The organism is Nesterenkonia sandarakina (genome assembly GCF_014138825.1).
Taxonomy (GTDB): Bacteria; Actinomycetota; Actinomycetes; order Actinomycetales; family Micrococcaceae; genus Nesterenkonia; species Nesterenkonia sandarakina.
The window spans coordinates 25908-39346 of sequence record NZ_JACJIH010000001.1 but is presented as its reverse complement, the minus strand read 5'-3'; the positions used below and the strand labels follow the sequence as shown (position 1 = coordinate 39346).

Below are 13439 nucleotides of genomic sequence, written 5' to 3'. Positions count from 1 at the left end.
AGCCTGGCCAGACCCCCAAGATCAGGCCCATACGGCTCTCACCAGGGATCATCACCCCGAGTACACTGCAACCCATGCCCGTTGAACATGCGATCCGCGCCACAGGTCTGACCAAACGCTACGGTGATTTCACCGCCGTGGACGGCATCGACTTCACGGTGAACCGAGGTGAGTCCTTCGGCCTGCTCGGACCCAATGGCGCCGGGAAGTCCACGACCATGCGGATGATCGCCGCGGTGGCCTCGCGCAGTGCCGGCACGATGTCTGTGGCCGGACTGGATCCGGAGCAGAACGGACCCGAGGTCCGGGCGCGGCTGGGGGTGATCCCGCAGCAGGACAACCTGGATGAGGAGCTCAGCGTCCGGGAGAACATCATCATGTACGGGCGCTACTTCGGTCTGCCGCGCCGCTGGCTCAACGCCAAGACCGAGGAGCTTCTGGAGTTCGCCCAGCTCAGCCACAAGACGACCGCACGGGTGGAGGACCTCTCCGGTGGTATGAAGCGCCGGCTCACCATCGCCCGCGCGCTGGTCAACGAGCCCGAGATCCTGCTCCTGGATGAGCCCACCACCGGCCTGGACCCGCAGGCCCGGCACATCCTCTGGGACCGGCTGTTCCGACTCCGGGAGTCCGGGACCACGCTGGTGCTCACCACCCACCATATGGATGAGGCGGAGCAGCTCTGCGAGCGCCTGATCGTGGTGGATGAAGGCCGCATCATGGCGGAGGGCTCCCCCGCCGGACTGATCCGAGACCACTCCACCCGCGAGGTGCTCGAGCTGCGCTTCGGCATGGACCGCAACCAGCAACAGGCTCAGCAGCTGACCACGCTGCTCTCCTCCGTCGACGCGAGCTCCCATGGCGCCGCAGCCGGGGACCTCGGCTTCAGCCACGTAGAGGTGCTCCCGGACCGGCTATTGGTCTACGCCGGCTCGGCCGAGTCTGCGCTGGAGCGCATCCACGCATCCGGACTGCGTCCGATGACCTCGCTGGTCCGCCGGTCCTCCCTGGAGGACGTCTTCCTGCGACTGACCGGGAGGACCCTTGTCGACTGATCACCTGACCCGGGATCCCGAGCTGAAGGACCCCGTCGGTCCCGCCGCGGACAAGCACACCATGGCCGGGCGGGCACGGCGCTTCGGTGCGCTGCACCAGGCCGAGCGGACGCTGCGCAGCATGCGGGCCTATGGCACCGTGATCCTCTTCTCCTCGGTGAGCCAGCCGATCATGTACATCCTGGCCATGGGGCTCGGTCTGGGCATGCTGGTGGGCGAGGGCGGGGACTTCGCGGAATACGGGGCCAGCAGCTACCTGATGTACATCGCACCCGCGATCCTGGCCTCCACCGTCGCCATGGCCGCCGGCATCGAGTTCACCTTCCCGGTGATGGAGGGGTTCAAGTGGCGGCGGCTCTATTACGGCGCCCAGGCCTCCCCGCTGAGCCCGGGCCAGATCGCCTCTGGTCACATCCTGGCGGTCAGCGTGCGCTTCGGCATCCACGCCGCGATCTTCACCCTGGTGCTATACCTCTTCGGGGCGATCAGCTCCCCGCTGGGAGTGCTGATGATCGCCAGCGCAATGCTCGGCGGGCTCGCGATCGGGCTGCCGATCATGGCGTATGTCTCCACGCTGCGCGATGAGAAGGGGCAGATGTCCCTGATCCAGCGCTTCGTCATCATGCCGCTCTTCCTCTTCTCCGGCACCTTCTACCCACTGACCAACCTTCCGGCATTCCTGCAGGTCCTGGGCTGGTTCTCCCCCATCTGGCACGCCAATGAGCTGGGCCGGGTGCTCGCCTTCGGCCAGCCCACCCCGGCCTGGCTGATCCTGATCCATGTGCTCTACCTCCTGGGCATCACCGTCGCCGCCTGGCTCGCCACGGTGCGGATCTTCACCCGCCGGCTGGGTCTGGAAGAGTGGCGCGGCCGGACTCCGGGCGCCAAGGCTGATGCCAGACGCCAGGACCGGCTGGCGGTGAAGGACGCGGCCGACGTCGACCGATCGGTCGACACCGGGACAGCCAGCACGCCGGCACGCGCCGAGCTGCCCCGGATCTCGTTCCGCCGCGGGTTCGGCGCGAACTACTACTCCGGGAACATCCGCGCGGTGTTCGGGCGAGGACTCACCGCGATCCGAAACAACCGTGGCGTCATCTTCCTCTCCGGGTTGCTGGAACCGGTGCTGTTCCTGGCCTCCTTCGGCCTGGGCATCTCCCCGATGATCGCCGGGGTCGACGCCGAAGCGGTGGGACTCAGCGGCGGCGGGACCATCAGCTACGCGGCATTCATCGCCCCGGCGCTGCTGGCGGTCTCCGCGATGAACGGCGCGATCTTCGACTCCACCTGGAACGTGTTCTTCAAGCTCAAGATCACCAAGCTCTACCGCACCATGATGTCGACATCGCTGGGCCCGGTGGACGTGGCGGTGGGCGAGATCTGCCTGGCGTTCTTCCGCGGCGGACTCTACGCGCTGGGCTTTCTGGGCGTGCTGATGGTCAGCGGCCTGGTGGATCCGCTGGCAGCGGTGCTGATGTGGTGCACCGCGCTCTTCGTCGCACTGGGCTTCGCCTCGATCGGGATGGCGGTGACCTCCTTCATGACCCGGTTCCAGCAGATGGACTGGATGATGATGGTGCTGATGCCGATGTTCCTGTTCTCGGCCACGCTCTTCCCGATCAGCGTCTACCCCGCGGGAGTGCAGGCGTTCATCCAGGCGCTGCCGCTCTGGCACGCGGTGGAGCTGATGCGCGATATCGCCTTCTGGGACTTCAGCGGCCTGACCCTGGTGCACATCGGCTACTACCTGGTGATGATCGTGGCCGGCCTGGCGTTGACCACGCACCGGATGAAGAAGCTCTTCCTCCGCTGACCCTCCCTTCGTGCTGCGTTGTGGGTGGGTGCGTGTCGGTGGTGATCCGCGTAACCTTGCACAAGGAGCCGTAGCTGTCCACTGCGGGTGCTCGACGCCTATGAGAGTCGTGAACATCTACCCGGCGCAGGTGGAGCAGCAGATCGCCGCGCTCGAGGCCGCGGCCGCCGTCGCCGTCATCGGAGTCGAGGATGCCCGCTGGGGCGAGGTCCCGCGCGCGGTGATCGTGGTGCGCGAGGGTCATGAGCTCCCCCAGGATCAGGTACTGCGTCACCTGGACTTCAAGCTTGCCCGCGATAAGGTCCCAAAGTCAGTGGTCTTCGTGCAGTCCGTGCCGCGCACCGCCTCGGGCAAGATCCGCAAGCCTGACCTGCGCCGACAGTCCGCCTAAGCGGTGGTCGAGGAGCCGGCCTCGGGGTTCTCATCGGGTGCTGACGCGGGGGTCTCATCGGGGCCTGTCGGCTCGAGAGTCTCCCCCGGCTCCGTCGCGGCGTCGAGCGCCTCTAACAGCTCCAGGCCTCGGTGCGCCCAGTCCACCTCGGCCTGGGCCTGGCCGATCAGCCCGTCATAGGCGAAGGCCTTGAAGGCGACGATCCGCTCGTGCTGCTCGGGAGGGTAGCGCTGAAGTCGGGCGGCGATCATCGGGTGCTCATGGGACTCGATCGCCTGGACCTGGCTGCACCACTGCGCGATCTGCTCGGTGTAGTGCGCCGCGTGCTGCTGCAGGTGCATGCGCACGCTCGCCCGGTCTGCCCATTCGAAGTACGCGGCCTGCATATGGGCCACATCGCGCCAGGGGGCATATTTCAGCGGGGTGGCCATCCACTCGCGGAACTCCGTCTCGCCGGCCGCGGTGATGTAGTAGCGGGTCTTGGTGCCCTTGGGGCCCCAGCGCTCCTGGCGTCCCTCCACCAGCGCCTCGGACTCCATCCGGCGCAGTTCGGGGTAGATCTGCGAGTCCGGGGCATGCCAGACGTGCCCCACGGACCCCTCGAACCGCTTGGCGGTCTCATATCCAGTCAGCGGAGCCGCGGTGAGGATCCCCAGGATGGCGTAGCGCAGGCTCAAGGCGTGGGGACCTTTCAAGACGGTACAGAAGCTTGCTCTCCACTATATCCAGAGCTACCTCGTGACCCGGAACACGTACAACTATAGAGATAGCTATTCTCGCGGGCGCCGCGGGTCCGCCAGCCCACGCCCGACCCTCGCTGACCCTCGACTTCCCCTGACCCCTCCCCCCCCCAGCGTTGAGGGGCGGATTCTGCGGGTATCTCATGGGCGAGAAGGCCCCTAGTGGTCGCAGAATCCGCCCCTCAACGAAAGAGGGTGGGTGGGTGGGTGGGTTATTTCCAGCCCAGCGGCTTGGCCACGTGTTCCATCAGGGATTCGAGGATGTGGGCGTTGTAGTCCACTCCCAGCTGGTTGGGCACGGTGACCAGCACCGTGTCCGCGGCCTGGACGGCTTCGTCCTTGGCGAGCTCCTCCACCAGCACGTCCGGCTCGGCGGTGAAGCTGCGGCCGAAGATGGCCCGGGTCTTCTCGTCGATCATCCCGATCTGGTCCTGGGAGTCGCGCTGACCCAGGAAGTAGGCCCGATCCTGGTCCGAGACGATCGGCAGGATCGAGCGGGAGACCGAGACCCTCGGTTCGAAGCCGTGGTCATGCTTGGCCCATTCCTCGCGGAAGGCCTGGATCTGCTTGGCCTGCTGGATGTGGAAGGCCTCGCCGGTCTCGTCGTCCTTCAGCGTGGAGCTCATCAGGTTCATCCCGCGCGAGGCAGCCCAGCGCGCGGTGGCGTCGGAGCCCGCGCCCCACCAGATCCGCTGACGCAGACCCTCGGAGTGCGGCTCCAGGCGCAGCAGCCCGAGCGGGTTGGCGAACATCGGGCGCGGGCTGGGCTCGGCGAAGCCCTGCCCGGAGAGCACCTGCAGCGCCACCTCGGTGTGCCGGCGCCCCATGTCAGCGTCGGACTCCCCCTCGGCTGGCTGGTAGCCGAAGTGCCGCCAGCCCTCCACGGCCTGCTCTGGCGAGCCCCGGGAGATCCCGAGCTGCAGCCTGCCTTCGGCGATGAGATCTGCCGCTCCGGCGTCCTCAGCGAAGTAGAGCGGGTTCTCGTAGCGCATGTCGATCACGCCGGTGCCGATCTCGATCCGCGAGGTCTTGGCCCCGACGGCGGCGAGCAGCGGGAACGGCGAGGCCAGCTGTCGGGCGAAGTGGTGCACCCGGTAGTAGGCTCCGTCGACGCCGAGCTCTTCGGCCGCGACAGCGAGGTCGATGGACTGCAGCAGCACGTCAGAGGCAGAACGGGTCTGCGAATGAGGTGAGGGCGTCCAGTGTCCGAAGGAGAGGAATCCGAGTTTTTTCACATTTGAAATAACACCCCCTCCGCCGGGACTATTCCGAGAGCGCGCGCTCCGCGGTGAGCACCACGTTGGCCAGCAGCTCGGCCCGGGTCATCGGCCCCACGCCTCCGGGGTTCGGCGAATACCAGGAGGCCACCGCCTCGATGCCAGGAGCGAAGTCCCCGTAGATCTTGGCCTTGCCGGTCTCCGGGTTCACCTCCCGGGTGACTCCCACATCCAGGGCGATCACACCGGGCTTCAGGTCCGCCGGGTCGATCATGTGCTTGACCCCGGCGGCGGCGACGACGACGTCGGCGCTCCCCAGATGCGCGGGGAGGTCCTTGGTCCCGGTGTGGCACAGGGTGACGGTCGCGTTGATCTCGCGCCGGGTCAGCAGCAGCCCGATCGGCCGACCGATGGTGACCCCGCGTCCGACGACGACCACGTGCTTGCCGCGCAGATCCAGCCCGTAGTGGTCCAAGAGGTCCACACAGCCCTTGGGCGTGCAGGGAAGCGGGGTGCTGATCTCGTCATTGACGTTGGCGACCAGCCGGCCCAGGTTCATCGGGTGCAGCCCGTCGGCGTCCTTCTCCGGGGAGATCGCCTCCAGGACCTTCTGCGTGTCCAGGTGCTTGGGCAGCGGCAGCTGCACGATGTAGCCCGTGCAGGCGGGATCGTTGTTGAGCTTCTCGATCTCGGTGAGCAGCTGCTCCTGGGTGGTTTCGGCCGGGAGCTCCACCTGGATCGAGGTGATCCCCACCTCGGCGCAGTCCCGGTGCTTGCCTGCCACATAGGACTGGCTTCCGGGGTCTGCGCCGACCAGCACGGTGCCCAGGCCGGGGGTGATGCCGCGGGCCTTGAGCGCGGCGACGCGGTCGGCGAGGTCTGCCTTCAGCGCCTTCGCGGTGGCCTTGCCATCGAGGACCCGGGCACCGGCCGGGGCGCCGGCGTCGTCGTTCTGGGGGGCAGCGGGGGTCTGCGTCATACCTGGGTTCACCACTCCTCGAGGCCCTCATAGAGCGGGAAGGCCTTGGTCAGCGCGCTGACGCGGGACTTCAGCCCGTGCAGGTCCGCGTCTGGCTTGAGCGCCTCGGCGATGATGTCGGCGACCTCGCTGAACTCCTTCTCGGCGAAGCCGCGGGTGGCCAGGGCGGGGGTGCCGATGCGCAGCCCGGAGGTGGTCATCGGCGGGCGCGGATCGTTGGGCACCGCGTTGCGGTTCACGGTGATGCCGACCTCGTGGAGCCGGTCCTCGGCCTGCTTGCCGTCCAGCTCGGAGCCGCGCAGGTCCACCAGCACCAGATGCACGTCGGTGCCGCCGGTGAGCACCGAGACGCCGTGCTCGGTGACATCCGCAGCGATCAGCCGCTTGGCCAGGATCTGGGCACCTTCGATGGTGCGCTTCTGCCGCTCGGCGAACTCCTCAGAGCCGGCGATCTTGAACGCGATGGCCTTGGCCGCGATGGCGTGCATCAGCGGGCCGCCCTGCTGACCGGGGAAGACCGCGGAGTTGATTTTCTTCTTGTGCTCTTCCTTGGTCAGGATGATGCCCGAGCGCGGACCAGCGAGGGTCTTGTGCACCGTGGTGGTGACGACGTCGGCATAGGGCACCGGGTTCGGGTGCAGTCCGGCGGCGACCAGGCCGGCGAAGTGCGCCATGTCCACCCAGAGGATCGCGCCGACCTCGTCGGCGATCTCGCGGAAGCGGGCGAAGTCGAGCTGCCGGGGGTAGGCCGACCAGCCGGCCACGATCATGTCGGGCTGCTCGGCGATGGCCTGCTCGCGGACCTTGTCCATGTCGATCACACCGGTCTCGGCGTCGACCTCGTAGGCGGCGATCTCGTAGAACTTCCCAGAGAAGTTCAGCTTCATGCCGTGGGTCAGGTGACCGCCGTGGGCCAGGGAGAGGCCCATGAGCTTATCGCCGGGCTTCAGGAAGGCGGTCATCACCGCAACGTTGGCCTGCGCGCCGGCGTGGGGCTGGACGTTGGCGTGCTCTGCGCCGAAGAGCGCCTTGGCGCGTTCGATCGCGAGGTTCTCCGCGACGTCGACGAACTCGCAGCCGCCGTAGTAGCGCCGCCCCGGGTAGCCCTCGGCGTACTTGTTCGTGAGCACTGAGCCCTGGGCCTGCAGGACTGCGCGGGGGACGAAGTTCTCACTGGCGATCATCTCGAGGGTGTCGCGCTGGCGTCCCAGCTCATCCGAGATCGCCTGCGCGATCTCTGGATCGACCTCGGCCAACGGGGCGTTGTTGATATCCGGTGTGCTCATGGACTGAAGCTCTCCTTGCGGATGAAGACGGGGCAGCGTGAGTCAGTCTATCGTCCAGTTCCGGCGCGCACGCCGAAGAGAGCGGGACCACCCCGTCAGGACAGGGATGTGGCTGTATGTGACACGTATCGGGTTTTATTGTGAATGACTCATAAGTGCGGCACACTGGAGTCATGATCACCTCCGACTGGCCAGACCGGCTGCGCGAACGCGGACTCCGCGTCACCCGCCAGCGTCTCGCCGTCCTTGAGGTGGTCGCGGCGCAGCCACATAAGCCTGCCGATGCCATCCATAGTGCCGTGAAGGAACAGCTGCCTGAGATCACCGTGCAGTCGGTCTACACGGTGCTGCATGATCTCACCGCCCGCGAGCTCCTGCGCAGATTCGATCCCCCAGGATCCCCGGCCTGCTACGAGACCCGCACGCATGACAACCACCATCACGCGATCTGCACCCGATGCGGTCGGATCGAAGATGTGGAATGCGTCCATGGGGAAGCCCCGTGCCTGCAGGCCCCGGCCAGTCTGGGAATGCAGATCCAGGTCGCCGACGTCGTCTTCCGGGGCATCTGCCGCGAGTGTGCCGCAGCCTCCGAAGATCTCGTGGGCTCCGGCGCCGCCGAGGCCTGAGGCCTTTCCCAAGCGTGATCCCCACAGGCGTCCGGTAACGCTCCCTTAGGTGGGTAGACCTGCACGACGAAGAGAGCCCCTGCGGGGAGCTGACGCTCTCCGCAGGGGCTCTCTCGAGAAAAGACGACGATCACATGTCTTCGTCTTCATCCATGGTCTCGTCCTCCATCGGGGACTCCTCCATGGTCTCGTCCTCCATGGGGGACTCTTCCATGGTGTCTTCCTCGGTGGCCGGATCCTCGACTGCCGGATCCTCGACTGCCGGATCCTCGGTGCCGCCATCGTCGCAGGCGGTGGCGCCGAACAGGGCCAGGGAGCCGACGCCGACCACGCCGGCGAGGGTGCGAAGCTTGCTGGTTTCGGTGGTAGCCATAATTCGTTTACCTCCGTCATTCGCATCGAGAGATGCTGCGCGGTCTTTCCGCGGTCTGTCATCGTTGAGTGACCGTGTGGGGTCCCGTTGGTGACCTGATTCCATCCTGCACAGATCGCAGGCCTCGGGAAAAGCCGAGGCGGGCCTCGGTGCGGAATTCACGGTGAACTCGGACGGGCTATGGAGCTGATGTTGTCCTGGAACGCGTTTTCTGAGCGAATCCTGGGAATCTCCCGAGAGTTGGTGTCAGCGCCGAGCAGCAGGCCCTCAGGTCAGACCAGGTCGTTGAGGATCTCCTGGAGCTGTTCATCGTTGATGACGGTGTCCTCCTCGGGCTGCTCGGGGGTCTCGGCCTCGTCCCAGTCTGAGAGCGTGGCCTCCAGGTCCTCGGTCTCACCGGGCAGGACCAGGCCGACCAGCGCAGGTGAGTCGGAATCTGCCAGCACGGCGATCTCCATGTCCTCATTAGAATAGACCCAGACGTTCTGGCCCTCTCGGGTGTCCACGGTGGAGTCCAGGTCGAGCTCCGCCAGCGAGTCCACCTCCAGGGTCTCGGTGATCTCCGCGCGCAGCATCTCCAGGACGGCGGCCGGGGTGCGCGGCACCGCTGGCTCGGCAGTGCTGACGTCGACCCATTCGCCCTCTGCTCGCAGGGCGGTGTCCAGCTGCGCAGCGTCTACCTCGGGCTCGACCTCTGGGGGGACCTGTGCCTGGTAGTCGAAGACGAAGGCCTTCAGGGACTGATAGACCTCGTCGCCGAAGCTGCGCACTTCGAACTCGGGTGTGTAGTCCAGCCTGGTGGTCGCGTCGCCCTCGAGCTCTCCGCTGACCGCGAGCTCGAAGCTCTCTCCCTCGCCCTCGTAGAAGTCTGGGGCGTAGCCGAAGAGCTCGTGGCCCCGGTCCAGGCCTGCGGTCATGGTGATGCTGACGCTCTCACCCTCCATGGAGGCAGCCCAGATCTCTTCTTCGATCTCCGCGATGTCCGCGGCCTGCTGATCGTCCTCGTTCTCTGCGATCTCATCCGAGGACACGCCCTGGTCCTCGGCTCCTGAGGGATCCAGGTCCTCCTGCGGATTCTCCTCGACCCGGGGGTCCTCGTCTGCCGCGCCGCAGCCGATCAGGGCCAGGGCCGCGATGCCCAGTGCCGCCGTGGTGCCCAGGGTCCGGGTGACGCCCCAGGAGGGACTCTGCGTAGTGTTGCTCATGGTCTTTCCCTTCGGATGTGTCGGGGACCCGGCTGTGGTGTCCAGGTCCCCCGTTTCTGCACAACCCCCCGTTGTGTTGGTCTTTCTGCGGCTCAGGCTCCCGTGTCAGCGTCCCCCGTGGACCAGCCCTGCTCGGCGGCGATCGCGTCGAAGATCTCATCCAGGGTCATCACGTTTTCCGGCGCCTCGGGACGCTGCGCCTCATTCCAGGCGCTGAATCGGTAGCTGGACTCTTCGTCGCGCATCTCCAAGAGATAGGGGGCGCCGGTCGCCGCCACCACGAACTCAGTGGAGCCCTCCGCGGCGGAGTAGACGTAGACCTCGGTGCCGTCTCGGGTCGCCGCGGTGCCTTCGAGCGCGGCGATCTCCGTGTCATCGAGCTCGCGTCGCCAGGTGCTGATGAAATCCTCAGCGGAGAAGACCGCCTCGGCGCCGTCGGTGTTGAACTGGACCCACTGCTCGGCCACCACGGAGACGAGGAAATCCTCCTCGATCAGGGCCGCGATCTCATCGTCCAGCTCGCTCATCAGCAGCGAGGCGAAATCCTCGCCGCGGAAGTACTCTGCGCCGTCGATGGCGCGCTGGGTGAAGCTGACGTCCCCGGCGGTGAAGGTCATCTCGGAGTCGCTGCCGTCCACGGCGCCGATGATCAGCAGATCCCCGGTGTCGGTCTCCTCGATCTCTTGGAACATCTGGTCGACGTCGGCCTCGGAGGCCTCGATCTCACCTTCGATGCTCACAGTCTCGGCGGTCAGCATGGCGTCCCACATGCGGTCCTGGATCTCCCCGAAGCTCGGAACCTCAGGCTCGGCCTCCGCAGCCCCGTCCTCGAAGGGGTTGCCGCCGCAGCTCGTGAGCAGGACGACGGCGGCCAGACCGCTGCCAGCCAGAGCCGAACGCTTCATGGGGTCTCCTATAGGGGGTGTCACGGCGCGCACCGGTGAACGGTGTGAACGTCCCGCGCGGGTAGAGGTCTTCAGCGTAGCGCCTCACGGGCGCCTGACTGCGGCGATCTCAGCGGTCGGATGTCGCAGAGCCGGCGGGCGACAGACCGGACCTGCCTCGGCGCCGGGCGGTATCTCAGAGCAGCCGGGGATCACCCGGGCGCTTCACGCGCAGCCAGCGGTAGCCGTACCCCTCCAAGGTGACCTCGGTGCGCTGCTGGGCATCGATCCCACAGGCACCATCTTGGAGCAGGTCGATGAGCTCGCTGCCCTGGTCCTGCTCGTCCAGCGTGAGCGGCACCGTGAGGGACTTTGGTGAGAGGTTGTGCAGCAGCACCATGGACTGATCCCCGCTGGTCATTCGATGCGCGAGCACCTCCTGGTGCGGCTGTTCCAGGATCCTCAGCTCGCCCCATCCCAGTTCCGGGCAGTCGCGGTAGCGTCGCGCCAACCGGCCGATGTGGTGCAGCAGCGAGTCGGGGTCCCTGCGGGCTTGGGCGGCGTTGACATGTTCCGGGCCGAAGGGGCCTTCCACGACCTTGCGTGCCAGCTTCGAGGGCTTGGCGGAGGAGAAGCCGCCGTTCTTGTCCCGACTCCACTGCATCGGTGTCCGAACCGCCTCGCGACCGGGGACCTCGAGGTTCTCCCCCATGCCGATCTCCTCGCCGTAGAAGAGCACCGGGGTGCCCGGGAGTGCGAACAGCAACGAGTAGGCCATCTTGATCCGCCGTGGGTCTCCGTCGAACATGGCTGGCAGGCGTCGGCGCAGTCCACGTCCGGCGAAGCGCATGTCCTGCTCCGGGCCGAAGGTGTCCAGGACCTCGTCACGCTGCTCAGCGCTGAGCAGGTCCAAAGTGAGTTCGTCGTGGTTGCGCAGAAAGTTCGCGTACTGGGTCTCGGTGGAGAGGTTCTGCGGGCGCTCCGAGAGCGCCTCGGCGAGCGGCCTGGCATCTTCGCGGGCGAAGGACAGGAAGGCCTTTTGGTTCACAGTGAAGTCGAACTGCATGGTGAGCTCGTCACCGTCCTCCCCACCGAAGAACGCCAGCTGTTCCTCGTGTGGGAGGTTCACCTCACCCAGGATCATGGCGGAGCTCGTGCCAGTGGACCGTCGCTGCAGGAAGGCGCGCAGCGTGCGCAGGTAGTCGTGGGGTTCCAGGAACTCGTGCTCATCCGCGCCGCTCAGTGTGGTCTGATTGATCGCGAACGGGACCGCGTCGACCCGGAAGCCGTCGACGCCGAGCTGGAGCCAGAACCCCATGGTCTTGGTGATCGCCTCGCGGACCTGCGGATTGGCGGTGTTCAGGTCGGGCTGGGTGTGTAAGAAGTGATGCAGGTACCACTCCTCGGTCTTCTCGTCATAGGTCCAGATCCCATCTTCCTGGCCGGGGAACATGGCCTCCTCGGAGGTGTCCGGCGGAGTGTCGCTGCGCCAGACGTAGAAGTCCCGATAGGGGTTCTCCTTCGACGCCCGTGACTTTCGGAACCAGGGGTGCTGGTCCGAGGTGTGGTTAATGACCAGGTCCACGATCACGCGGATCCCGCGGTCGTGGGCCACCCGGACCAGCTCGACGAAGTCACCGTGATCGCCATAGCGCGGGTCCACGCCGAACATGTCGGAGATGTCGTAGCCGTTGTCGCGCCTCGGAGAGGGATAGAAGGGCATCAGCCACAGGCAGCTGACGCCGATGTCGGCGAGGTAGTCGATGCGCTGGGTGAGGCCTGGGAGGTCACCGATACCGTCGCCGTCGGAATCCAGGTAGGTCTCGAGGTCCACGCAGTAGATGACGGCGTTCTTGTACCAGAGGTCTGCGGTGTCGGTGATGCGCATCAGGCGCCCTTCAGTTCGGGGAGGATCGCCTTGCCGGCGAGGTCGAGCCAGTCCTGCTGTTCCTGACCCACGTGGTGCAGGTACACCTGGTCGAAGCCCGGTTCAGCGGCGGCAGCGATCCAATCCCTCAGCTGGCCGGGCTCCGCGGAGATCCAGACCGCTTTCGCCACGGTCTCGAGGCTGACCTCGGCGGCGGCAGAGTCGAAGTGCTCGGGGGTGGGCAGATCCTGGTCCAGCGGGGCGCCGAAGGTGTTGGTGCGCCACTGGTCGTGGGCGATGGCCTCGGCCCGTTCCCGGGTCTCCGCCCAGCTGAGGTGGACCTGCAGCATCGCGGGGCCCTCGCCTCCGGCCTCGCGGTAGGCGCTGAGCACCTCGTTCTGGACGTCGTCGGGCTGGTTCAGCGTGATCATGCCGTGGGCCCAGGTGGCGGCGAGGCGCGCGGCCTCGGGGGTGATGCAGGTGGCGTAGAGCGGGATGGGCTCGGTGGGACGGTCATAGAGGTAGGCGTCGTCCACGCTGACGAACCCGCGGTGGCTGATGATCCGTTCTCCGCGGTGCAGCCGGGAGATGATGTCGGCGCACTCCGCGAGTCGGCGGCGTCGGGTCTCCTTGTCCATCCAGAGCTCTCCGGTGACATGCTCGTTCATCGCCTGGCCGGCGCCCAGGGCTGCCCAGTAGCGGCCGGGGAACATCTCTCCGAGGGTGGCCGTGGCCTGGGCGACGATGGCCGGGTGGTAGCGCTGACCGGGGGCGATCACCGATCCGATGGGGAACTCTGTGGTGGCCAGCGCGGCGCCCAACCAGGAGAGGGTGAAGCCCGAGTGGCCCTGCCGGTGGGACCAGGGCATGAAGTGGTCCGAGCTCATGGCCGCCTGGAAGCCGACCGTCTCGGCGTGCTGGACGTCGCGCAGCAGCTGGGAGGGGGCGATCTGTTCCTGTGATGCGTGGAACCCGTAGATGGTCATATGCGAGTGCCTCT

13 protein-coding genes are annotated in these 13439 nt (G+C 66.7%); 4 read left to right on the top strand and 9 right to left on the bottom strand.

What is annotated here, in order from left to right:
- The first annotated feature begins 74 nt into the window (after window positions 1–74).
- The 3 genes from HNR24_RS00195 to HNR24_RS00185 all read left to right on the top strand — a co-directional run bounded on the left by HNR24_RS00195 (window position 75) and on the right by HNR24_RS00185 (window position 3259).
- Window positions 75–1055, top strand: a complete 981-nt coding sequence (locus HNR24_RS00195; RefSeq protein WP_182494652.1) for an ABC transporter ATP-binding protein — start codon at window positions 75–77, stop codon at window positions 1053–1055.
- Window positions 1045–2868 carry an ABC transporter permease gene (locus HNR24_RS00190; protein WP_259392376.1) on the top strand — a complete coding sequence of 608 codons (1824 nt, stop codon included), beginning with the start codon at window positions 1045–1047 and terminating at the stop codon, window positions 2866–2868. Before HNR24_RS00195 ends, HNR24_RS00190 begins: the two co-directional genes overlap by 11 nt.
- A gap of 109 nt (window positions 2869–2977) precedes the next feature.
- On the top strand, window positions 2978–3259 hold the full coding sequence (locus HNR24_RS00185) for an AMP-binding enzyme (RefSeq protein ID WP_310735354.1): 282 nt from the start codon (window positions 2978–2980) through the stop codon (window positions 3257–3259).
- Here HNR24_RS00185 and HNR24_RS00180 read toward each other — a convergent pair.
- From HNR24_RS00180 to glyA, 4 genes are all read right to left on the bottom strand, one after another.
- Complete coding sequence (locus HNR24_RS00180) at window positions 3256–3936, bottom strand: PadR family transcriptional regulator (RefSeq protein WP_182494651.1); 681 nt, start codon at window positions 3934–3936, stop codon at window positions 3256–3258. The two genes, HNR24_RS00185 and HNR24_RS00180, sit on opposite strands and share 4 nt — an antisense overlap.
- Window positions 3937–4211: 275 nt before the next feature.
- On the bottom strand, window positions 4212–5234 hold the full coding sequence (locus tag HNR24_RS00175; RefSeq protein WP_182494650.1) for an LLM class flavin-dependent oxidoreductase: 1023 nt from the start codon (window positions 5232–5234) through the stop codon (window positions 4212–4214).
- A gap of 28 nt (window positions 5235–5262) precedes the next feature.
- Window positions 5263–6195: a bifunctional methylenetetrahydrofolate dehydrogenase/methenyltetrahydrofolate cyclohydrolase gene (locus HNR24_RS00170; protein ID WP_179440746.1), complete on the bottom strand. Its 933-nt coding sequence runs from the start codon at window positions 6193–6195 to the stop codon at window positions 5263–5265.
- An 8-nt stretch (window positions 6196–6203) separates the two neighbouring features.
- Window positions 6204–7481 carry a serine hydroxymethyltransferase gene (gene glyA / locus HNR24_RS00165; protein WP_179440747.1) on the bottom strand — a complete coding sequence of 426 codons (1278 nt, stop codon included), beginning with the start codon at window positions 7479–7481 and terminating at the stop codon, window positions 6204–6206.
- Between the two features lie 173 nt (window positions 7482–7654).
- On the opposite strand from glyA, the gene HNR24_RS00160 reads away from it, so the two are divergent.
- Window positions 7655–8110, top strand: a complete 456-nt coding sequence (locus HNR24_RS00160) for a Fur family transcriptional regulator (RefSeq protein WP_179440748.1) — start codon at window positions 7655–7657, stop codon at window positions 8108–8110.
- 130 nt (window positions 8111–8240) lie between these two features.
- On the opposite strand, the gene HNR24_RS00155 is transcribed toward HNR24_RS00160, so the two are convergent.
- From HNR24_RS00155 to HNR24_RS00135, 5 genes are all read right to left on the bottom strand, one after another.
- On the bottom strand, window positions 8241–8483 hold the full coding sequence (locus HNR24_RS00155; RefSeq protein ID WP_182494649.1) for a hypothetical protein: 243 nt from the start codon (window positions 8481–8483) through the stop codon (window positions 8241–8243).
- A gap of 272 nt (window positions 8484–8755) precedes the next feature.
- Window positions 8756–9688 (bottom strand): hypothetical protein, encoded by a 933-nt coding sequence (locus HNR24_RS00150; RefSeq protein ID WP_182494648.1) that lies wholly within the window; start codon window positions 9686–9688, stop codon window positions 8756–8758.
- 92 nt (window positions 9689–9780) lie between these two features.
- A complete protein-coding gene (locus HNR24_RS00145; protein ID WP_182494647.1) occupies window positions 9781–10593 on the bottom strand; it encodes a hypothetical protein in 813 nt (270 codons plus the stop codon).
- A gap of 175 nt (window positions 10594–10768) precedes the next feature.
- Window positions 10769–12460 (bottom strand): alpha-amylase family protein, encoded by a 1692-nt coding sequence (locus HNR24_RS00140; RefSeq protein WP_182494646.1) that lies wholly within the window; start codon window positions 12458–12460, stop codon window positions 10769–10771.
- Window positions 12460–13425, bottom strand: coding sequence for a TIGR03885 family FMN-dependent LLM class oxidoreductase (locus HNR24_RS00135; protein ID WP_182494645.1), 966 nt, complete (start codon window positions 13423–13425; stop codon window positions 12460–12462). The genes HNR24_RS00140 and HNR24_RS00135 overlap by 1 nt, the downstream gene beginning before the upstream one ends.
- Window positions 13426–13439: the final 14 nt, after the last annotated feature.